Annotated in this window: 16 protein-coding genes; 11 read left to right on the top strand and 5 right to left on the bottom strand. The window is 39.2% G+C overall.

Features of this window, described 5'->3' with window-relative positions; all coding sequences use genetic code 11:
- The first annotated feature begins 100 nt into the window (after positions 1–100).
- The 9 genes from PHO71_RS03770 to PHO71_RS03730 all read left to right on the top strand — a co-directional run bounded on the left by PHO71_RS03770 (position 101) and on the right by PHO71_RS03730 (position 15,888).
- Complete coding sequence (locus PHO71_RS03770) at positions 101–1,366, top strand: IPT/TIG domain-containing protein (RefSeq protein WP_300199111.1); 1,266 nt, start codon at positions 101–103, stop codon at positions 1,364–1,366.
- A gap of 17 nt (positions 1,367–1,383) precedes the next feature.
- Positions 1,384–4,491: a TonB-dependent receptor gene (locus tag PHO71_RS03765; RefSeq protein WP_300199108.1), complete on the top strand. Its 3,108-nt coding sequence runs from the start codon at positions 1,384–1,386 to the stop codon at positions 4,489–4,491.
- A gap of 24 nt (positions 4,492–4,515) precedes the next feature.
- A complete protein-coding gene (locus PHO71_RS03760; RefSeq protein ID WP_300199105.1) occupies positions 4,516–6,507 on the top strand; it encodes a RagB/SusD family nutrient uptake outer membrane protein in 1,992 nt (663 codons plus the stop codon).
- Between the two features lie 35 nt (positions 6,508–6,542).
- Entirely contained in the window at positions 6,543–7,538 is a 996-nt protein-coding gene (locus tag PHO71_RS03755) for a DUF4973 domain-containing protein (protein WP_300199102.1), read from the top strand.
- Positions 7,539–7,787: 249 nt separating this feature from the next.
- Entirely contained in the window at positions 7,788–8,546 is a 759-nt protein-coding gene (locus PHO71_RS03750; RefSeq protein WP_300199099.1) for a glycyl-radical enzyme activating protein, read from the top strand.
- The gene (locus PHO71_RS03745; protein ID WP_300199096.1) at positions 8,543–10,612 is read left to right on the top strand and encodes a pyruvate formate lyase family protein; all 2,070 of its coding nucleotides are present in this window, start codon (positions 8,543–8,545) and stop codon (positions 10,610–10,612) included. Before PHO71_RS03750 ends, PHO71_RS03745 begins: the two co-directional genes overlap by 4 nt.
- A 41-nt stretch (positions 10,613–10,653) precedes the next feature.
- Entirely contained in the window at positions 10,654–11,976 is a 1,323-nt protein-coding gene (locus PHO71_RS03740) for a sugar porter family MFS transporter (protein ID WP_300199093.1), read from the top strand.
- Between the two features lie 325 nt (positions 11,977–12,301).
- On the top strand, positions 12,302–14,710 hold the full coding sequence (locus PHO71_RS03735) for a beta-L-arabinofuranosidase domain-containing protein (RefSeq protein ID WP_300199090.1): 2,409 nt from the start codon (positions 12,302–12,304) through the stop codon (positions 14,708–14,710).
- Positions 14,711–14,757: 47 nt separating this feature from the next.
- A complete protein-coding gene (locus PHO71_RS03730; RefSeq protein ID WP_300199087.1) occupies positions 14,758–15,888 on the top strand; it encodes an aldose epimerase family protein in 1,131 nt (376 codons plus the stop codon).
- A 77-nt stretch (positions 15,889–15,965) separates the two neighbouring features.
- Here PHO71_RS03730 and PHO71_RS03725 read toward each other — a convergent pair whose 3' ends face one another.
- From PHO71_RS03725 to pckA, 5 genes are all read right to left on the bottom strand, one after another.
- Positions 15,966–17,267, bottom strand: a complete 1,302-nt coding sequence (locus PHO71_RS03725) for a DNA mismatch repair protein MutS (RefSeq protein WP_300199084.1) — start codon at positions 17,265–17,267, stop codon at positions 15,966–15,968.
- Between the two features lie 42 nt (positions 17,268–17,309).
- Complete coding sequence (locus PHO71_RS03720) at positions 17,310–17,834, bottom strand: chromate transporter (RefSeq protein ID WP_300199081.1); 525 nt, start codon at positions 17,832–17,834, stop codon at positions 17,310–17,312.
- Positions 17,831–18,388 (bottom strand): chromate transporter, encoded by a 558-nt coding sequence (locus tag PHO71_RS03715; protein ID WP_300199078.1) that lies wholly within the window; start codon positions 18,386–18,388, stop codon positions 17,831–17,833. The genes PHO71_RS03720 and PHO71_RS03715 overlap by 4 nt, the downstream gene beginning before the upstream one ends.
- A gap of 43 nt (positions 18,389–18,431) precedes the next feature.
- Positions 18,432–20,222, bottom strand: coding sequence for an alpha-1,3-galactosidase B (locus PHO71_RS03710; RefSeq protein WP_300199075.1), 1,791 nt, complete (start codon positions 20,220–20,222; stop codon positions 18,432–18,434).
- Between the two features lie 176 nt (positions 20,223–20,398).
- Positions 20,399–22,006, bottom strand: coding sequence for a phosphoenolpyruvate carboxykinase (ATP) (pckA, locus tag PHO71_RS03705; protein WP_300199073.1), 1,608 nt, complete (start codon positions 22,004–22,006; stop codon positions 20,399–20,401).
- Between the two features lie 283 nt (positions 22,007–22,289).
- Between pckA and upp the strand changes: the two genes are divergently transcribed.
- Both upp and PHO71_RS03695 read left to right on the top strand, forming a co-directional pair.
- The gene (gene upp / locus PHO71_RS03700) at positions 22,290–22,943 is read left to right on the top strand and encodes a uracil phosphoribosyltransferase (RefSeq protein WP_300199071.1); all 654 of its coding nucleotides are present in this window, start codon (positions 22,290–22,292) and stop codon (positions 22,941–22,943) included.
- 353 nt (positions 22,944–23,296) lie between these two features.
- Entirely contained in the window at positions 23,297–23,890 is a 594-nt protein-coding gene (locus PHO71_RS03695; RefSeq protein WP_300199068.1) for a hypothetical protein, read from the top strand.
- Positions 23,891–24,167 lie beyond the last annotated feature (277 nt).

Below are 24,167 nucleotides of genomic sequence, written 5' to 3'. Positions count from 1 at the left end.
CCATGTAATTGAGAAAGAAAATTAATTCAGAATCTTATTATCTAATTATATTTTAATTATGTACAAAGACGTAATAAATAGAAAAAAGCACTGGAGTATTTTGTTACTATTATTATCTTTTGGCTTCTGCATTAGTTGTAGTAATGATGATACAACAGCAGAACACGATCCATCAAAGCCTGTATTATTTGAGAAGTTTTCTCCTGAGAAAGGGGGATCTACTACTCAATTAATTATCACGGGCTCTAATTTCGGCAATGACACCACATTAATTAAAGTACAAGTGGGCAATCGCAAAGCAAAAGTTGTAGGAGTAAGCCCTACCAAAATCTATGCTGTAGTAAGAGCACGTTCGGTAGATGAAAGCGGAGAAACCAACATTCAAGTTACCATAGGTAATAATAAGCCCTACACTTTTGAAAAAAAATTTGATTACGAGCTAATGCAAATGGTGTCTACCTTTGCCGGAAAAGGAGATCAAGGCCAGGCCGATGGTAGTCCATTGACAGCTACTTTTGATAGTCCTACTTGGATGACTCTCGACAATGATGGCACTCTATATGTTATCGAGGAGTACGGTGGTCTCCGTGCAATCGGTCAAGATGGAAGTGTGAATACGCTCTTCGCACATACTATTGGGCGTAAACGTGGTATTGATTTTTCTGTCACCAAGGATACCTTATATATGGGTATCGACCAAAATGGCAAAGATAATCCTCCTGTATATTATATGATTCGTGATAACGGTTTCTCTAATCCGCGGGGAGTAGTTCGTGGTGTATCTGAAAATTGTAATGGTGTGGCTGTTAATCCGGTAGACGGATACATATTCTGGACTCAATGGAATGACGGAATGGTATATTATTGTGATCCTAAGAATCCGAGTGATTACAAATTAGCAGACACATTTAACAGAGCCAATGGACTTGAATCTTTTTGTTGTTGGGGAAGAAATGGTAGAATATTCTATCGTATCGTAAAAGGAAGACATATGATTTATAGATGCGCTTACGATCCTGTTGCTCATAAGTTTGTTGGCAATGAAGAAGTACTTGCCGGCAAATGGGGAGAAGCAGGCTTCGAAAACGGTTCCGGAGAAGAAGCTCGTTTTTGGGATCCATGGCAGCTCGTAGATGATGAAGATGGTAACGTATATGTAGCCGATCGCGGCAATCACGTTATCCGCAAAATTACTCCTGAAAAAGTAGTTAGTATCTATGCAGGTAGTCACCAACAGGGTTTGGTAAACGGTTTACCGTTAAGAGCTTCTTTCAATCACCCTGAAGGTATTACAATGGATAAGGATGGCGTCATTTATGTAGCCGACCGCGACAACCGAGTTATCCGCAAAATCGTAATCGAATAATGAAAAGCTATTAAGTTATGAATTATATAAAGAAATCCATATTAATCACAGTAATGCTAGTCATAGGCTTTGCTTTTGCGCAGGAAACGACTCAGCAACTCACCGTTACAGGTATCGTTAAAGATGAAACCAACGAACCGTTAATTGGTGCCAGCATTACCATCAAAAACCAACCGGGTTTGGGTACTACCACTGACATGAATGGTGCATTCTCTATTAAAGCAAATGCTTATGATATTTTGGTATTCACGTATATTGGCTACGACAACAAAGAAGTTCCTGTTCAAGGAAAATCCAAGTTGGGAAATATCGTCATGCAGGAGGCTAGTAAAAAGATTGAAGAAGTCGTTATTGTATCAGGTAACCGTGTACAACGAAAGATTACGCAAACAGGAGCTATTACGACTATCAACCCCGAAACACTGAAAGGAGTGGCTTCTGCCAATGTAAGTAATGCTTTGGCAGGTAATGTCCCAGGGATTATTGCTATGCAGACAACTGGAGAACCAGGCAAAAACGTATCTGAATTCTGGATACGTGGTATCTCGACTTTCGGTGCAAACGCTTCTGCCCTAGTCTTGGTAGATGGCATCGAACGCAATCTCGACGAGATAAATGTAGAAGACATTGAATCTTTCTCTGTCTTAAAAGATGCTTCTGCCACCGCAGTTTACGGTCAGCGTGGTGCAAACGGCGTAATACTTGTATCGACTAAAAAGGGTAAAGAAGGTAAAGTAAATATTAACTTTAAAGGAGAATATGGAGTATTAGCACATACGAATATGCCTGAATTCGTAGACGGAGTAACATATGCCAGATTAGTAAATGAAGCCAAATTTTCGCGTAATCAAGATCCTTTATATACAGATGAAGAGATTGATGTCATTCAATATGGTTTGGACCCTGATTTATATCCCAATGTAAATTGGCGCGACTATGCCATGAGAAAAACTTCTCCCAGTTACAAAGCTTCTTTGAATATTAGCGGCGGCGGTAGCACGGCTCGTTATTATATTTCGGGTAGCTACTACAACGAGCAGGGTATGTACAAAACACGTGATTATAACTCATACAATACAAACGTAGATTATAAACGTTATAACTACCGTGCAAACGTAGATGTAAATATTACAAAGAGCACTATTGTAGAGTTGGGTATTGGCGGTTGGATTGCATTAAACAATGGTCCGACAAGTGATTCGGACGCTATCTGGAACTCTTTGGGAGCTTTAGCCCCGGTACGTGTTCCTATCATGTATTCCAATGGTATGGTTCCAACTTATGGCGATGGTTTTCAGATGAATCCAGATGCAGTAATCAATCGTGTAGGTTATAGACAAGGCACGGAAAGTAAGATGGAGACCAATGTAACATTGAAACAAGAATTAGGTTTTATCACTAAAGGTCTTTCTTTTACCGGCCGTTTTGCTTTCGATACTTACAATAATCAAGTTATTAAACGCAGCAAAAGCCCGAATATGTATTATGCCGAACCTCAGCGGAACAGCAACGGAGATCTGGTAATGCGTCGCGTAAGGTCATCCAGTCCATTATCCCAATCAAGCGATAACAATGGTAATCGTCGTTATTACACAGAGGCTTCGTTAAATTACGAACGTTTATTTGGAAACGATCATCGCGTAAGCGGTTTGTTACTCTACTACCAAGAGGAAATAGCTAATGCCAACGATGTAGGAACAAATATTAAAATGGGTATTCCAAAACGAAATATGGCTCTGTCCGGTCGTGTCACTTATGGATACAAAGACCGTTATTTGGTAGAAGGAAACTTCGGTTATACAGGTTCGGAGAACTTTCAAAAAAAGAATCGATTCGGATTTTTCCCCGCAGTTGCCTTGGGATGGGTACTTTCCGAAGAGCCATGGATAAAGAAACGTACTTCCTCATGGCTGGAAGTATTTAAAATTCGTGCATCTTACGGCGAAGTAGGTAACGACAGAATCAGTAATAATGATGCCGATCGTTTTCCATTTATCTCTACCATAATAAGTGATAATGAGAAGGGGTTCAGCTTTGGTGAGTCCGGCTCTAACCATATCGGTGGATATGTCATTGAGAAATTAGGCGCCAGCAGACTGACTTGGGAAACCGCTGTCAAATGGGACTTAGGTATCGACCTTAGTTTATGGGATGGTTTGTTTACTTTAACAGCCGATATTTTTAAAGATCACCGTAAAAACATCTTCATGGAACGCGGACAGATTCCTTTTACCGTTGGCGTGGAACACCTGAAGCCTTGGGCTAATATCGGAGAAATGGAATCGAAAGGTATAGATGGTAACTTTGCAATTCATAAAAAGGTAGGTGAAGTGGATATAACCTTACGAGGTAATCTGACGTATGCAATCAACGAAGTGCTGGATAGTGACGAGGCTGCCAATGCTTTAACATATCAAATGAGAAAAGGCTATCGGCACAATCAAATGAAAGGCTTAATTGCAGAAGGACTTTTCGAAAGCCAGGAAGAAATAGACAACAGACCGAAACAGGACTTTGGGAGCATTTGCAAACCAGGCGACATCAAATACAAAGATGTGAATGGTGACGGAATTATAAACAAAGATGATATTGTTCCTTTGGGCTATACAGATACTCCCAACCTGACATATGGTTTTGGTGGTAATGCTACTTGGAAAAATATTGATTTCAACATTCTCTTCCAGGGATCGGGTAAAAGTTCATTCATGCTCGAAGGCTGGACCCGTCCATTCAGTGGTGGCGAAACTGGAAATATACTGACTTACGTAGCTAACCCAAACAATCGTTGGATTTCCAGAGAGTATTCCGGTTCGGCAGATACGGAAAGAGCAGATGCTATTTTCCCACGCCTGACCTACGGAGATAATGCCAACAACAACCAATCTTCCACTTACTGGTTGCGCAGTTCACGTTACCTCCGACTGAAAACTTTAGAAATTGGTTATACTCTCCCGGGGATAATAACCCGCAAATGTTTCATCGAAAGAGCACGTTTCTTCTTCTTGGGCAACAATTTGGCAGTTTTCAGCCCATTCAAATGGTGGGATGCAGAAGCCGGTAGAGGCGATGGTATGGGATACCCTATCAATAAAACCTATACAGTAGGTGTTCAATTAAGTTTCTAACGCATGAAAAAACATAAAACGTACATGAAAAAGATAATATATACAGTGGTTTGTGGTTTGGGGCTCTCACTTGCTTCTTGCAGTGATTACCTGGACACCGACAAATACTTCAATGATACATTGATGTTCGACTCCATCTGGGTCAATAAAGGATATACAGAAGGCTGGCTGGCAACATGCTATAGTTCTATATTCGATCATATTAGCAAAATAGATATGCGCAAAGACAACTGTGGTTTTTTGTTTATGGCAGACGATCTCATTTATGGCGACTGGCTAGAACAACGGACTAACAGAAATCAATTTTATCAAAATGGAGAATATACTCCTAGCGATCAGGGAGAAAATGATCCTTGGGGACGTTTCTATGAAGGTATTCGCCGCACTTCCCTTTTCATAACCAACATAGACAAGTGTATGGAAATGTCACAAAAAGAGCGTGCCGATGCAAAAGCACAAGCTCGTTTTGTACGTGCCTATATTTATTATAAACTAATCGAACGTTTTGGTCCGGTACCTATTCTACCGGAAGAAGGACTAGATGTAGAAGAATCTTACGTAAAACTTTCTACTCCTCGAAATTCCATGCAAGAGTGTACCGACTATGTATCTGAACAGCTGGCAATAGCAGCAACGAATCTACCTGAGACACGTAACAAATCGGATATCATGCGCGCTACCAAAGGTATTGCTTTAGCCATTCGCGCCAAAATGTTGATTCTGGCAGCCAGCCCACTCTACAATAGTGAAAAAACACCACTATACCAACTCAAAGATGATAAGAGCCGTCAGTTAGTAGAAAACGTGATGAACGAAGAAAAATGGGCAAAAGCTGCAGCTGCTGCTAAAGAAGTCATCGACATGGGTATATATGAACTTTATACAGCAAAAATAAACAATGAAACAGTAGTACCGCCAAGCAAAGCAGGTTACTCAGATGCAGATTTCCCACAAGGTTGGGCAAACATAGACCCCTTCCTGTCCTATCAGCAAGTGTTCAACGGAGACGTTGTACAAAGCCAGATTAAAGAAATCATCTGGGCCAATGCCAACAAAGATCAGATTGTGCCTCTTATTGAACACTGTATTCCATATTATCAGGGGGGCTGGAATTGTATAGCCGTTACTCAGAAACAAGTAGATGCTTATCAGATGGCAGACGGACGGGATATTACCAATTCATCTACTGAGTATCCGTATATTACGGAAGGATTCTACGATCCGGCAAAGGCTGAAAAGCCATGTAACTATGCTGAAAATGACATTTCCATGCGTTATGTACATCGTGAACCACGTTTCTATGTTTCTATAGGATACAACGGAAAAATATGGGGATGTACCAGCATTACTGAAGGTGGGACTAAATTTCATAACCAACCGGCAATCTACTACAAAGGTGAGAGAGACGGAAAAAACCTGGCACAGATAGACAATCATGTATATACTGGTTGTACCATGTACAAATTCTATTTCGAAGAAGATGCTAATAACAAGACAGGAGCAAAAATCTGTAATAAGTTCGAACCGATAGTTCGTTATGCCGAGGTACTCTTATGGTACGCTGAAGCAATGAATCATCTGACGAAAGAATATTCAATTCCCAATTTTACAGGTGAGTCTGCTATCGTTGTGAGCCGAGATCCGAAAGCTATGCACGACTGTATTCGTCCTATCCGGGTTCGTGTCGGTTTACCCGATTACGAGGATAATGTATATGAAAATGTATCGGCATTTGAAGCAGCTATTAAACATGAACGCCAAGTTGAATTGTTTGGTGAAGCCAAACGTTATCTTGACCTTAACCGCTGGCTAGATTCCATGAAAGAACAAAATGAACCAATCCGAGGCTGCAATATGGAAATGTCCAGCTCTAATGAGCAAAAACAACGCTTCTATACTCCGGTGATAATCTCTTCCATGAAAAAGTCATTTATTGAAAGACAATATTTATGGCCGATTCATACAAACGAGATGAAACGCAATCCTCGTCTGACTCAAGCACCGGGATGGAAATAAAATCATAGCATCTAAACATAGATAATATAAATCTTATGAATAAATTATATGTATATACAGCATCACTTTTGATGGTATGCGCAGTAACCTCCTGCGACAATAACATTCCTGATGAGCAGTTTGCAAAAAAAGTGTCTTTGACTAAAAATGGAATGCAGAAATACAATATTGACTTTACAGATGAAGGAATACTCGATCTGAATATTCCGGTATTGGTAAGCGGAACCTCAAAGAACGATCAGAATATTGAAGTAACAATAGCTTTAGACCCTGACACATTGGCCAATTACAACTTTGAGCGTTATCGTAATAACCAAGCATTGTATTATCAATTGCCTTCGGAAAATATGTATCATTTTCCGAAAGGAGCAACGGTCACTATTCCTGCAGGAGTAGATTATAGCATTATTCCCCTAACTATCGATCTGCGCAATTTTGATTTATACAACAATTACATCCTTCCGTTACAGATAAACAAGGTATCGGCTTATGAAATTGCATGGAGTAGTTATAGTAAATTGTTGATCAACCTTAATATCAGCAATTTTATTTCAGGTTCATATACTGTTAGTGGTAATGTTTGGGAAGCATCCATGCCGGACCAAAAATTAGCTGTTTCTTCCAGTTCCTTGTTCACACTTGGAGCTAATAAGTGCTACCTCTATATGGGCGATATTGCAGAAGATAACATCAACCGAGCTTTGTATACAATGACCATAGAAGTCGATAAAGCAGCTTACGAAGACCGTGTAGATAACTCTACAGGTGCAGAAATTCGTAGATATACCAATATCACTCTTGGTTCGAAGAATACGGATAAGGAATTGCACTCCGAAGGTGATGCATGGGTTGAACAAGAACGTACAGACGACCCATATGATAATAAGTTGGAAAATCTAGTGACAAGAGTCTACATGAAGTATTCGTATATGGATTTAAATGATCCTACTTATCCTGTGAAAAAGTTTTTTGAAGGAACCTTATCTCATACACAGAGTGTAGATAAAGAAACAGGCAAAGTAATGAACTAAACTGACTACCTACTTTGATATGATCGCCCTTCTGCTCTATTAAGCAGAAGGGCGATTTAACTTATAAAATAATTACTATAACATATTTACAAATGCAATAACATAATATATAAATCTCTGATTTACCTTTATTTACCCCTTAATACACGATACACTTTAGTCTATGTTTTAAAACACATAAAATAAGCGTACCAGACCGTACCAGTTTGGGATAAAAACTTTATCTTTGCAGCAGATAAATAAAGCACAATGAAGAAGGGAACTATTTTTAGTATAGAAGAGTTTGCCATCCATGATGGACCCGGCATCCGGACAACTATATTTCTTAAAGGTTGCCCTTTGCGATGTAAATGGTGCCACAACCCGGAAGGCATTTCTCCCCAACCTCAATACATGATCAAGAAAAAAGAGCAAAGTATATGTGGTTACGAAATATCTTCCGAAGCACTGGCCAACCAAATATTGAGAAATCAAAACATCTACCAATTAAACGAAGGAGGAGTCACATTTACCGGAGGCGAACCTCTACTACAATCTGATTTTATGATAGATGTTCTGGAAAGAGTTAAGCCGGACATACACGTTGCCATAGAAACAAGCGGATATATTGATACCGATACCTTTCGTAAGGTCGCTCCTATGTTCAATCTAGTTATGATGGATATCAAGCATACCAATCCGTTGATACATAAACAATATACAGGTGCAGACAATAAAGTTATCTTAAAGAATCTGGAATTCTTATGTTCATCAGGCATAGATTTTATCATAAGAATACCATTAATACCCGGAGTCAATGATTCGGAAGACAATATGAGAAAAGTTGCATCATTGATAAAAGACGCCCCGTCTTTGCTACGTGTAGAACTGTTGCCTTATCACCAAACTGCCGGAGCTAAATATACGATGATTGGACAGGAGTATAAACCTCTGTTTGATACAGAAAAGAAACCTGCTATCTATAAAAATGTATTCGAAAAAGCAAATATAAAAGTCATTACCTTATGAATGCAAGAATAAAAAACCTTAGAAATTATATTCTGGATAAAAAGCATCATTCGTTCAGAAGAAGTATAGAAGAATTAGAAGTGACCGATATGAGTAACTCTTTTGTAAAAAAAGATATGCCACCGGTACTACGTTCGGCAATGTGTTTTTCTACTTTATTATCAAAAGAAGTGCCTGTTATCTTACCAGGTGAAAAGATTGTTTTTACCAGAACTATCAACGAAGTGCCGGAAATCTATACAAAAGAAGAATGGGATAAAATAAAAGTTGCTCATTATATTCACGAGCGTGGAACGGTATGCAATATTTCTCCCGACTACGAAACGACCATTAAAGTAGGATTAGCAGCTCGTAAAAAAGAGATCGAAGAAAGACTAAAAGATTCTGATCTTGATGAAGAAGGTACTATTTTTCTAAATGCAACTCACATTTGTCTCACATCCTTGCAGTCACTGATTAGTAAGTACGAAGAGCACGCACGTTACATAGGCGAAAACGATACGGCAGATGTACTGAAAACAATCCAAACGAATGCCGCAAGCAGCTTCAGAGAAGCATTGCAAATCCTACGCATCCTTCACTTCGCCATTTGGGAAGCAGGCAATTACCACAACACGTTCGGACGTTTCGATCAATATATGTATCCGTATTATAAGAACGATATTGAAAAAGGTATCCTGACACAAGAAGAAGCATTCGATTTGTTGGAGGAATTCTTCCTGACCTGCAATAAGGATAGCGATCTTTATCCGGGTATGCAGCAAGGTGACAATGGACAAAGTATGGTATTGGGAGGACGCAACGCAAATGGCGAATATATGTTCAACGAATTATCCAGAATGTGTCTGAAAGCCAGCTATGAGTTGGAGTTGATAGACCCTAAAATAAACATTCGTGTAGATAAAAATACGCCGGAAGAGATTTACGAACTCGGTTCACATCTCACCAAGAAAGGGCTGGGATTCCCTCAATATAGCAATGACGATATTGTCATACCCGGACTATTACGGAAAGGATACGAAAATAAAGACGCATATAATTATGTAGTTGCAGCTTGCTGGGAGTTCATTATACCCAAATATGCTTTAGATATCCCTAATATTGCGGGGCTATCCCTGATACTCTGCGTAAAAGAATGTCTCGACAAACTTGAGAGTTGCCCGGATTATGAATCTTTCTATCGGTTGGTAGAGCAACAAATACAGAAAAGAGCAGACGAAATTTGCGAAGAACACAAAAATCTATATATCATTCCTGCTCCCATGATGTCTCTACTCATGGAGGGAACAATCGAACGAGCTAAAGATATATCCTTTGGAAGCAAATACAATAACTACGGAATTCACGGTACGGGAATTGCCACAGCAGCCGACTCACTGGCCGCCATTAAGAAATATTACTTTGAAGAAAAACGCATTGATGCTAAAACTTTGCTGGATGCCTTGCAAGATAATTTCGAGAAGGAACCCGAGCTAGAGAATTTATTACGTAAAGAAGCTCCTAAGATGGGACAAGATGATGATTACGTAGACTCTATATGTACTACCTTATTAGATTCTTTCGACAAAGCATTAAGCAACAAGAAAAACGAGCGCGGAGGTGTATATCGTGCAGGCACCGGTACTGCCATGTATTACATCTTCCATGCGAATGATTTAAAAGCGACTCCGGACGGGCGTAAAGCGGAAGAGATGATCCCGGCCAATTATTCGCCTACTTTATTCATGCAGCAGAAAGGTCCAGTATCTGTAATTAAATCCTTTACCAAACCTCATCTGAAGAATGTAATCAATGGAGGGCCTCTGACACTGGAATTTGACCAATCGGTCTTCAACAACAATGAAAGTGTAAGGAAACTCGGTATGTTAGTTAGGACTTTTATCACACTCGGAGGACATCAACTACAACTCAATACCGTAAGCAGGGAAAAACTGTTGGACGCCAAGAAACATCCTGAGAATTACAAACATCTGATTGTTCGTGTATGGGGATGGAGTGGTTATTTTGTCGAATTGGACGAATGCTATCAGGACCATGTTATCAACAGAATAGAATTTGGATTATAAACGCAAACACGATTCATTTATAAACTTAATCATCATATACCATGAAAAAGAATTCTGTTAAAGGTTTTATGTTCTATGTCGCTTTTGTGGCATCGTTAGGAGGTTTACTCTTTGGATTTGATACAGCAGTAATTTCCGGAGCAGAAAAATCAATCCAACAGATTTACGGATTGTCGGATTTTGCCCACGGATTTACAATTGCAACTGCTTTGATAGGTACCATCGTTGGTGCACTCGTTTGTAGCAAACCGGTCGATAAGTACGGCCGGCTCAATTCACTGAAAGTAATTGCTTTTTTATATCTTTTTTCTGCTTTGGGCAGCGCACTGATTGTCAATTGGTACTCTTTTATATTTTTCAGATTCTTGGGAGGTATAGCTGTCGGAGCATCTTCGGTAGTAGGCCCTATGTATATTGCCGAGATTTCACCCTCACACTGGCGAGGACGATTTGTAGCGTTTTTCCAGTTCAACATTGTACTGGGTATCGTATTGGCTTATCTCTCCAATTATTTTATTAATGGCATCCCCGATGATTGGCGCTGGATGCTCGGAGTATTGGCAATACCGGCCTTATTGTTCGGCATATTGCTCTATACGGTTCCCGAAAGTCCCAGATGGCTAATGCAACAAAGAAGGGAAGGAGATGCAAGGAAAACACTTGAAAGAATAGGAGAACACAATATACAGAAGGAACTAACCGCTATCAAAGAATCATTGGTTTCTACTTCGGGCAATGGAGAAAAACTTTTCCAGAAAAGATACATGAAGCCCCTTCTATATGCTTTTTTTATTGCAACATTCAATCAGTTATCGGGTATCAACGCAATACTTTACTATGCTCCACGCATATTCGAGATGTCGGGATTATTCCGAGATTCGGCAATGATGCAGTCTATCGTTATCGGATTGACCAATTTAGTCTTTACAATGATCGGAATGATACTGATTGATAAAGTAGGACGGAAAAAATTACTTTATATCGGTTCCATCGGAATGACCATTGCATTGGCATTAGTAGCCCGGGGATTCTCTACAGAAACTATTTCCGGATATTATATGTTGGTATGTTTGATGGGATTTATAGCATTCTTCGCTATTTCCCTGGGAGCCACGATCTGGGTAATCATTTCCGAGGTATTTCCTAACAGTGTACGTTCCAAAGGACAGGTTTTCGGCAGTATGACTCATTGGGTATGGTCTGCATTGTTATCTTGGATGTTTCCCGTCTTTATCAAAACGGGAGGTACATTTATCTTTGGTTTCTTTGCTGTGATGATGGCTCTTAGTTTCTTTTTCGCTTTAAAGCTTCCTGAAACAAAGAATAAAACATTGGAACAGATACAGAAAGAGCTTACGACATAATAATTGCTTGCAATAGACTCAACTATAAGTACTTTTACGGCATTACTTTGTATTATTAGGCACGGATTACACGGATTTCAAGGTTTTTCGTATCATTGCAAGAGGAATAAACAGCGTTAATCGGCATAATCTGCACCTACATTTTATAGACTAATTATGATGTTATATTAAGTAAATCAGTACAATTAACTTATACAATTTGTCATTCAGAACGTAGTGAAAAATCTACTCTCTACGTGTTTATAAAGAAAAGATATTCTTCACTAAGTACTTAATGACAGATACCGATAATATTAATAAGAGAACACATTTAAAGATATAAATTATGAAGAAAATAAATCCAAATTTTATAGCATTACTCTTTATCCTCCTTTGTACTTCGGCCTGCCAAAAAGACAGATATCCTATAAAGCCGGTTTCTTTTACTAACGTTCACTTCAATGACAAATTCTGGAGCCAACGTCTCGATACTCTCCGCACAAAAACAATTCGTTATGCATTTGAGAAAAGTGAAAAAGCAGGATATATAGACAACTTTGCCATTGCAGGAGGTCTGAAAGAAGGCAAGTATCAGTCGATATACCCCTTTGATGATGCCGAAGTATACAAAATGATAGAAGGTGCTTCATATCTGTTGAGCGTACACAAAGATCCGGAATTGGAATCATATCTGGACAGCATCATCACGATTGTTGTATCTGCTCAGGAACCGGATGGCTATCTTTTTACCAACAAAACTATCAATAATCCTCTTCATCCCTGGGTAGGAGAAAACAGATGGGAAAAAGATTGGGATTTGAGCCACGAAACTTTCAATGCAGGAGAATTGTACGAAGCGGGTGTTGCTTATTATTATGCTACCGGCAAACGTATACTGTTAGACGCCGCTATCAAGAACGCAGATTTAGTATGCAGTGTCTTCAACGAAAACGGAATCATCATGTCACCGGGACACGCTGTTATCGAAATGGCTCTTGTTCGTCTTTATGAAGCAACCGGAGATAAGAAGTATTTGGATCAAGCTCGCTTTTTTCTGGAATGCAGAGGTCATCGCAAATTTGATCCATCATCCAACGATCTTCGTAAAAACGGAAAATACTGGCAAGACCACTTGCCTGCCGTACAACAAAGAGAAGCCTTCGGACATGCGGTGCGTGCCTTATATTTCTATTCGGGTATGGCAGACATAGCGATTCATAAAAACGACAAAGACTATCTTAACGCCATCGACACCATCTGGGATAACATCGTAAGTAAAAAGATGTATTTAACCGGAGGACTAGGCGCCAGAAGTGAAAATGAAGCATTCGGAGAGAATTACGAGTTGCCCAATGCCACTGCCTATTGTGAGACGTGCGCTTCTATTGCCAATTGTATGTTTAACCTGCGTATGTTCAGATTACATGGAGAATCAAAATACTTCGATGTATTGGAACGCTCACTTTACAACACCGTTTTAAGCGGTATTTCACTAAGTGGTGACCAATTCTTCTATCCGAATGTATTGGAAGCAAATAAAAAGGGACAGGAACGCAGTTTATGGTTTGGCTGTTCTTGTTGCCCTACTAATCTTGCGCGTTTCATACCTGCCATTCCGGGTTACGTTTACGCAACTGATGAAAAAAGCATTTATACAAACCTCTTTGTAGGAAGCACCAGCGAGATTGACTTCAACGGCAAAAAAGTAGTACTCCAACAAAACACAAATTATCCTTGGGACGGAGAGATACACCTTGTTGTAAATGACTTGGAAACAGATAAATTCGATCTCAAAATTAGAATCCCCGGATGGGCAGAGAACAAAGCAGTACCTTCCGACTTATACGAATATATCAACGGAAAAGAGAACGAAATAAAGATTAATATCAATGATGTTCCCTACTCTTTCAAAAAAGAAAACGGTTATGCAGTTATCAACCACCAATGGGAAAAAGGAGATAAAATTAGTATCTCCTTACCGATGGATGTACATCAGGTCATTACGAATAAAGCAGTAAAAACAAATAATAATCTGGTGGCAGTAGAAAGAGGCCCAATCGTTTATTGTGCCGAGTTTGCCGACAACGATGGAAGTGTATTCAACCTTTCCTTGCCGGAAAAGGCGAATTTCGAGGTAGATAAAACTACTACTTTCCTCAACGGAGCTTACGTCATTCGCGGTGCAGGAGAGAAATATTCCATCTCGCCGGACAAAAAGAGTATTGAAGAACAACCTGCGACAATCAATTTCATTCCCTACTATGCAAGAGCCTATCGGGGGGCAGGAGAAATGAAAGTATGGCTACCGTCAAACGGCGAAGCCATTAAAAAGAACTTACACGATGAGTCCAGAGTAATCGACCAAGTGATTATAGGTAATGAAGCATCCGAAAAGAGCCACAACTTGCAAGGAGAGCAGACACGCTCCGATGCAAACGCCGGATGGCGGGACGCTGATAACGGATGGTTCTCATACGACCTCGAAGTAAAACCGGAACAGTCCATCGAATTGGTACTGACCTACCATAGTACAGATGGTGGAAACCGAAGTTTCGAAATCTTTATCGACGACTTTAAGATTGCCGAACAAAGTCTGCGTACCGAAACTTTCGACATCCTGATGGACAAGTGTTATCCTATTCCCTCAACGCTTACAAAAGAAAAGAATAAGATCACAGTAAAACTGAAAGCTCTTCCGGGAAATATTGCAGGCGGTATCTTCGGATGCAAAACTCGCATACACCAAAGCTATTAGACGAGGGATATAAGTAAACGGAATCCAAGCAACAAAGTAGACTAACAATGAAAAATATAATAATAACTTTAGTAATCATTATGATGACCAGCGCATGCTCAAAACAACCTGCTTTGCACTCAAAAGTGAAGAGAGAGAATTTCCAGTCAGTCGTTGATGGAAAGAATACAGACTTATATACACTCAAAAACAAAAACGGTCTCGAAATAACAGTCACTAATTTCGGCGCAAGAGTAGTAGAGTTCTTCGCACCGGACAAAGACGGTCACTTCGAAGACATTGTTTTAGGTCACGACTGCATTGACAAATACGTCAATTTCACCGGCGAGAGATTTCTCGGTGCAACCATCGGTCGTTACGGAAACAGAATTTCCGAAGGAAAATTCACACTGGACAGTGTACAATATCAATTGCCGACGAATGACCGACCAAACAGTCTGCATGGCGGAACAAAGGGTTTCGATATGGTAGTTTGGGATGTAAAGCAAGTTAGTCCCGGAAAACTCGAACTCACCTACTTGTCTAAAGATGGTGAAGAAGGATATCCCGGAAATATGGATGTAAAGATGACTTACGAATTGACGGAAAACAATGAGTTTATCGTAACTCACCATGCAACCACAGATAAACGCACAGTTATTAACCTCACTCACCACTCATTCTTCAACCTGCATGGAGCCGGTAACGGAACGATCAACGACCATGAACTGATGCTGAACGCAGATAAATTCACTCCGGTCAATGGCGTATTGATTCCTACGGGTGAACAACTGACTGTCGAAGGAACTCCTATGGATTTCCGGAAACCGACTCTTATCGGCGAGCGTGTAGACAATGACTATGAACAATTAAAATTCGGACACGGATACGATCATAACTGGATATTGACAAGACAAAGCAAGAATAATCTGGAACTGGCTGCAACGGTTTACGAACCAAAGTCCGGCAGATTCTTAGAGGTATTCACCACCGAACCCGGAATTCAATTTTATGGTGGAAACTTTTTCGACGGAACTGAGATTGGCAAAGGAGGAAAAAGTTATGAACGCAGAGCCAGTCTGGCATTGGAAACGCAACATTTCCCGGACAGCCCCAACCATGCGGACTTTCCGTCTACTGTTTTATCTCCGGGAGAAGAGTACCACCACGTTTGCGTTTATAAGGTAACAGTAAAATAAATTCCAGGATTCAACATTAAAAGTACATGTCACAGTGAGAGCAATAAAAACAGTCTCTTACTGTGACATTATTAGTGTTAGCACATCAATAGTTTTTTCACTAACCAATAACCTACTCTAGCCTCTGATATTCCTTTTTGCAACCGATGCGGACACACAAAACGATCTTCTTTAATTTCTGCTTCCATATAATAAAAACAACAGGAATTATCTCTCTCAAAGGCTTTTGCATATTCAAGAATATGCGTAGAAACAAGAAAATGACAATTAGTGAAGTCCTTTAATATTTCGTTCACTGCAACAGAGGCTTCAAAAGCATCTTTCGCATTTGTACCGCGAAACATTTCATCCAATACCACCAAACACCTTTTTCCTTTTCCCATTTTTTCCAATACCTCTTTAATACGAAGAACTTCCGCCATAAAATGACTTCGCCCGTCCCTCAAAGAATCAGGTAAATTAATTGAAGTATATATCCCTTCATAAAGAGGACAAATCATTGATTTCACAGGGGCAGGCAATCCACAATGTACCAACCAGACTGCCATAGTTAAAGCTTTCAGCGTAGTCGATTTCCCTGCCATATTAGACCCAGTAAAAAGGCAGATATTGCCTTGATACATTTCCCAATTGTTTTCTTGCGCATTCTTCACAAAAGGATGCACTATTCCTTCTACTGAAAAATCCATACTCCACACAATATTCGGGCTACAACAAAGATTTCTTTCTTTAGCTACCCGATGGGCAGTACGGCAAACATCTAACATATAAATAACAGACAACAATTCCTTTAAAGATAACAAGCGGGTGCATCGGAATAAATAATCATATTTATCTATCACATAATTAGAGAATCGGGTATCCTCTTCAGACGTCTGTTGTAAAACACTTTCCAACTCACTTCCATGCAGAGTATCATTTACCAGATTGACGGTTTCCCTCCAAAGTTGCGGTACATTTTCTTGTAAACCTGTTATCCACTTCTCCAAATGATGTAGCATACAAACAACAAGCTCTACTCCCCTACAAATGACATAACGCTTAGAATCATATCTCACGAGCCGGTCAATAATCGTAGCACAAGACATGATAACATTGGCTTCTCTGATCTGGTCACGATAACTCAGGTAATACTCTATAAAGTCCAATTCTTCCTCATTTAAAGGAAGCTCCGGCAGAGTATCCCAAGCAACAAGTTGCTGTCTTTTACAAATCATGTCCCAATCACTCAGCGGATACATGATCCATTCCAACATTAAAGATTTCCCCTGCTTCGTTTCTGTTTTCAAAAACAAAGAGGAAAGAGCCTGCTCGTCCTGCACACCATCCGTTATGCTGAGATCGATGCAAGTTTGTTTATCAGTATCCAGATATTTCATATGCAATTATATTATAGTACGAAAATTACGAATTCCCAAGCCTTAATACAAAATCAATCCCATCCCCCCCGCTAAACAAATCAATAAAATAGGATGAAGGTTCCATTTCCACGTTACCACAAAAGCTGTGGCAAAAATACCAATACTTTTATAATCGATAAAATTCTCTTTATTCATCATCAACAATGAAGCGGATGCAATCAAAGCAACGGACATGGGGAGCAATCCCGACATAGCAGCTTTAATATATTTATTATCCCTGCATTTCACAAAAAAATAAGAAATGAGCAATACTAAAAAGAATGAAGGCAAACAAACCGCAACAGTAGCCAGAACAGCTCCCCAAACACTCTGTGTCACGGCATATCCTACATAGGTCGCACTGTTAATCCCAATTGGTCCCGGAGTCATTTGAGAAATTGCCACTACATCAGTAAACTGTTGAGAAGTCAGCCAATGATGACGATCTACAATCTCATGTTGTATCAATGAAAGCATTGCATAACCACCTCCAAAGCCAAAAGTTCCGATCTTTAGATATACCCAAAGCAATTGCAAATATATCATACCTGTTTATCTATAAGTTTTTGCTTCAACCACAATGTATATACCATTCCACCCACAATCCCCGCCAACACAATATAAACAGGTGACAAACCAAACTGCCAGATCAATACTGTCGCTATAGCCGGAGCAAGTAATTGCACATATTTCAGTTTCAAAGCTCTAACTGCAGAAATACAAGGGAATAAAATCAACGCTACTACCGCCGGACGTATGCCATTAAAAATACGAATCATAATCTCATTGTCCTGAAACCGTGAAAAAAACATGGCAATCAGCATCATAATAACAAAAGAAGGCAAAATGGTAGCCAGCGCACAAACAAGGCTTCCCCCTACTTTATAAAGTTTATACCCAACAAAAATAGATATATTTACAGCAAAAACCCCGGGTAAGGATTGAGTCAGAGCAAACATTTCCATAAATTCCTCCTTACTCATCCAACGTTTGTTTACTATTTCCCGTTCTATTAACGGAATCATGGCATATCCACCTCCAATGGTAAACATTCCTATTTTAGCAAACGTAAAAAAAAGTTTCAAGTAATCAACAATCATGTTCTAGTCAAAGTTCTATCAATATTTATGTTGTTATCTGTTATCAATCCTCCAAAATCTTCACATTGGTCACCCGCTCCAGCAAGAAACGGCTCTGATTCCAATGAAATGGCTTATAATCAAAATTCTTCTTTATTATATTATTGCGAAAAATCAAGCCATCTACTGATTTGGCATACAATATCGGTGCATCAAAGGTTTCAAATTCATTATTTTCAATAATAATCCCTCCTTCTTTTCCTCCGTGAAAATATCTCTGTTGATCTTTCAGATTAGGAATTACCGGATAAATAGAAATAACAGCATTTGTAAATTGAAACATATTAGTGAGAGCATTCACAAAGCGGTTCCCACGGATTAGCACATTATGGCAAGCTCCTGTCTCAAACCATCCATTACAATCCCCGCAGAAAAGAATCGCAGTTCCTGAAGTATGATCAAAAAGATTATTTTCTACGATTGTACTCCGTGGAGTACTAAATAGACTTCCGCGAGCACGATTATTACGAATCACATTATTGGTAAATACAACTTCAGGTGTCCATGTCAGATTTTCAATACCAAAGCCTTCCTTTTCATCAATCACCGGATCAACAGGTTTCTGAAAAGTGATAGAAAACTCACAGGCACCCTGTACCCTTTCTTTATCATAAGGACGAATAGAAACAATATGATTTGCTTCACCCGTTATTTCCATAGTTTCCGAACGGATAAACTGCACACTGTCACCCGGAAATCCCCAATCGAATCCCCAAGCTTGATTATGCATATAACGTCCCACCAATGTGTAATCATCCTGCCGCTTAACAACCTTCAGGTAAGTACCATGCACATTGATTGCATCATCCATCATTCCTTCATAAAGCCCATTTTTTGAAACAATCACTCCCTTACAACCGGAAAAATGTGTAGCATCTGCTTGTGTAGTAAAATAGCGCGGATCTTGTTCCCCTTTCAGGCAAACATCGAATCCATCTAAAGTAATATTCTCACAAAGCTGTGCCAATACTCCCATGCCTTCGGCATAATGTATTTTCACCTTCTGTAAAGTAACATTCTTATTATGAGATAGAAAAATACCGGGTGTAGGACGTTCTCCGGTTCGCATTGCAACCACTGTCCCCGGAATCAGACGTTTATCTTTCCATTGAGGAGCATTCAGACTACCACTAGACGTTTCTCTGACACCTTTAGTCGGGCAATTCAAATCACTGGTATTATATACCAGCCGTTTCGTTTTCTTCTCAAAGGCAATGCCACTACCAGGTTGCATTTGCCATCCGTCACCATAATTTTCAAACACAGAATCTTTATTAATCCGATATTTCACCCATGAAGCCGGTTTAAAGGTAATTCCATTATCCGGAGAGTTCTCAATAATTTCTACCTGTGCGATATGCGGATTTTCAAAGTCAATACTAAAATCTTTCAACGTACAATTGCTAGAACGCAATAGAGACAATGGAATCATTCTTCCGTGAAAAACAAATTCAGCACCTTGTCCGTCCAATGTAAAATTGGATAAATCTTCCAAAGCCATTCCTACCTTTTTGGGATTACTCTGATCATGATTAGATATATAGTATTCGCATTCATCAGCACCGGCTTCATAAAAGTCATATCTTCCGGCAGAGAATCTCAAGACTATTTTATCACCTGCTTCGTACTCTCTCCTTATTTTAGCAATCACCTTCCGGAGAGCAGGACCGACATTTTTTTTACTGTTAGCTTGCAGTCCAAATTCAGACACAGCATATACACGTTCTTCTGCATTTGTACACAGCCCCACCGACAAAAGAATAAAGCAGCAAAGAAATGATTGTAATTTTCTCATATCTCAGTAGTTTGATTCATATCATATCTACACAAAGATACAATATAACTGACATATTTACAAGTTATTACTTTCATTCCTTGTTTGTAGAGGTTTATCTTATAGAAATGAAAGATAAATACAGAAAAAGGCGGTCCCTTATAGGAACCGCCTTTTGAATATCTGAATCTAATAAATTAGAGTTTCGGACCAGCAGCAACCAAAGCTTTACCAGCTTCGTTACCTGTAAACTTAGCGAAGTTCTTTTGGAAACGTCCAGCCAAATCTTTTGCTTTTTCTTCCCATTGACAAGCACATTCGTAAGTGTCACGTGGGTCAAGGATCTTCGGATCAACACCCGGAAGTTCTGTAGGAACAACGAAGTCAAAGAAAGGAATAACCTTAGTCGGAGCTTTGTCGATAGAACCATCAAGGATAGCGTCGATAATACCACGAGTATCTTTGATAGAGATACGTTTGCCGGAACCATTCCAACCAGTGTTTACCAAGTAAGCCTTAGCACCAGTCTTTTCCATCTTCTTCACCAGTTCTTCACCATATTTAGTTGGGTGCAGTGACAAGAAAGCAGCACCGAAACAAGCAGAGAATGTCGGAGTCGGTTCAGTAATACCACGTTCTGTACCAGCCAATTTAGCTGTAAATCCAGACAAGAAGTAATATTTAGTTTGTTCTGCGTTCAGGATAGATACCGGAGGCAATACACCGAATGCGTCAGCTGACAAGAAGATAACTTGTTTAGCATGAGGACCTTTAGACACCGGTTTAACGATGTTTTCGATGTGGTAGATAGGATAAGAAACACGAGTATTCTCTGTTACTGATTTGTCAGCGAAGTTGATTTCACCTTCAGCATTAACAGTACAGTTTTCCAACAAAGCGTCGCGTTTGATAGCATTCCAGATGTCCGGTTCGCTTTCTTTATCCAAGTTGATAACTTTAGCGTAGCAACCACCTTCGAAGTTGAATACACCTTCGTCATCCCATCCGTGTTCATCATCACCGATCAACAGACGTTTCGGGTCAGTAGACAAAGTAGTCTTACCTGTACCGGACAAACCAAAGAAAATAGCAGAGCTATTACCTTCTTTGTCTGTGTTAGCAGAGCAGTGCATAGAAGCCATACCTTGCAAAGGCAACAAATAGTTCATGTAAGAGAACATACCTTTCTTCATTTCACCACCATACCAAGTATTCAGGATAACCTGAATCTTTTCACTCAAGTTGAATACAACTGCAGTTTCTGAGTTCAAGCCCAGTTCTTTGTAGTTTTCAACTTTAGCCTTAGAAGCGTTCATGATAACGAAATCAGGTTCACCAAAGTTAGCCAATTCTTCAGCTGTCGGACGGATGAACATATTTGTTACGAAATGAGCCTGCCAAGCAACTTCCATGATGAAGCGCAGTTTCAGACGAGAATTTTCGTTAGCGCCACAGAAAGCATCAACAACGAACAATCTCTTGTTAGAAAGTTCTTTAGTTGCCAATTCTTTAACAGCTTTCCAGCATTTTGCATCAACCGGTTTATTGTCGTTTTTGTATTCTTCAGAAGTCCACCATACTGTATTTTCGCTGGTTTCGTCTTTTACGAAGAATTTATCTTTAGGAGAACGTCCTGTATAAACGCCAGTCATTACGTTTACAGCGCCCATGTTAGTTACCTGGCCTTTTTCAAAACCTTCCAGACTCGGTTTTGTTTCTTCAGCGAACAAAACGTCATAAGACGGATTGTGCACAATCTCAGTCACACCTGTGATACCGTACTTGCTTAAATCTAAATTTGCCATTTTCTTTTGAATTAATTAAAAATTGGTATTTCGTTTTATTATCTCTTTTACCTTAACATGGAGGAGTTTTGGGTACTCCCTTGTAAATCCGGGTACAAAAGTAATACTTTCTTTGAAAAGGAAGAAGCTATTAGAGAAATTTTTCCCTAATCGAATCTCTTTTATAAATTCCTAACAATATCTGCAAACTGAATATTGCAATTTGAAAGATTATCATTTACTTTGCAAGTCAGTATGATATCAACTCGATGAAAATGAGATTAAATAATGATTAAATTATAGTATGAAAGTAATTGATTTTAGCCAAGAAAATTCTATTTTAAACCAATACGTATCTGAAATCAGAAATGTAGAAGTTCAGAATGACCGACTACGCTTTCGCCGCAACATCGAACGAATTGGGGAAATTATGGCGTATGAAATAAGCAAGGAACTGCAATATTCGGTAAAGAATATCCAGACACCACTGGGAATTGCTCCGGTCAGCACTCCGGATAATAAATTAGTAATCAGTACCATTCTTCGTGCCGGATTACCCTTTCACCAGGGCTTTTTAAGTTACTTCGACCAAGCTGAAAATGCTTTCGTTTCTGCATATAGAAAATACAAAGATAAGCTGAAATTTGATATACACATTGAATATATAGCTTCGCCCCGTATTGATGAAAAAACATTAATAATCACTGACCCGATGTTAGCCACCGGCAGTAGCATGGAATTAAGTTATCAGGCGATGCTGACTAAAGGACATCCTTCTGAAATCCACATAGCTTCCATTATTGCTAGCCAACAGGCCATTGAGCATATAAAAAATGTATTCCCTCAAGATAAGACAACGATCTGGTGTGCAGCTATCGACCCGGAAATCAACGATCATTCTTATATAGTACCTGGGCTGGGAGATGCAGGTGACCTGGCATACGGAGAGAAAGAATAATTTCCTGTCAAAACTGGTACCTTATGGTTCAGAGTAAAATAAAGATATAATATTAATAGAAAGTTATATTCCCTTCCCAATGCTTCTATTTAGTATCTACTATTTGAGAAGTATTGGGAAAAAAATAAAGCCATTAGAAATTCCCGGAATCTTTATCAAAATTATTTTAAAGGCAAAGCCCATATTGACTACACTGCAAATCAAGTTTAATAAAATAACTGATAAAGAGATCCAAACGAATCATTTCTGTAACCCTTGATAGACAAAACACCGTTTCTGGTCGATTTTATTTTTCTCAGTTCCTACATATACTTAACTTTGAATCAATAAAATCAATTAAAAGGACAACAGATATGAAAAATAGAATGAAACTTGTTGGAGCTATACTATGCTTACTGACTTTTACCAATCTTGTTATAGCACAAGAAGTACCGGAGTCTCAAGAAAAGCAACAGCAGAAGAAACGCCTTCCTCGTGAGGTTCCTAATCCGGAAAAGATTGCGACACGAATAACAGAACAGATGCAAAGATCATTGCAGCTAACCGAAAAGCAATACAACAAGATTTACAAAATAAATTTGAAAGAGGAGAAGAAACGATTCAATATAATGCAAAACGCAAGTAATCAAGATTCCTTCACAAGAAATAGTTTTGGCAGGGGAAAAGGGCGTCCGCCAATGGGTGAAGGTGAACCTCTTATGATGAAAGAAGGCGGATTCTCCAACAGAATGGGGGCAGAAAGACCACGTATGCAATTAGACAATGATTTGGCTGAAACTTTAAAGAAAGAAGCCGAAGCCAAAGAGAAAAAAATAAAAAAGATTTTGACTAAATTACAATACGAAAAATGGAAAGCTGAGCAAGAAGCAGGTCGCGCCAAAGCTACTCAAATGAGAAAGTCAAATGATAATCATTTAAGAAGAGAACAAAATCAAAATAACATATAATTCACACTCTATAGATAAGTAGAAAACAGTGTTTGTTTTTCATGATTTTTTAGTGAATAAAAACGGCTCTCTTCGTGAGGAAGGGAGCCGCTTTCTTTTCTATTTTAATCTATTGGGGATGTCCCAAAAGAATTATATGCTATCATTTTGGTTTGTCATCCTGAGTTTGTCGAAGAATCTGTTCTTGAATGTATCAAAAAAGAGATTCTTCACTACGTTCCGAATGACAAAGACTCTTGCACATCATCAATTAATTACAATTGCATTACTTCGTGAA

Origin of the sequence: Bacteroides sp. (assembly GCF_028690125.1) — a bacterium.
Lineage (GTDB): Bacteria > Bacteroidota > Bacteroidia > Bacteroidales > Bacteroidaceae > Bacteroides.
This window is presented reverse-complemented; position numbering and strand designations above follow the sequence as displayed.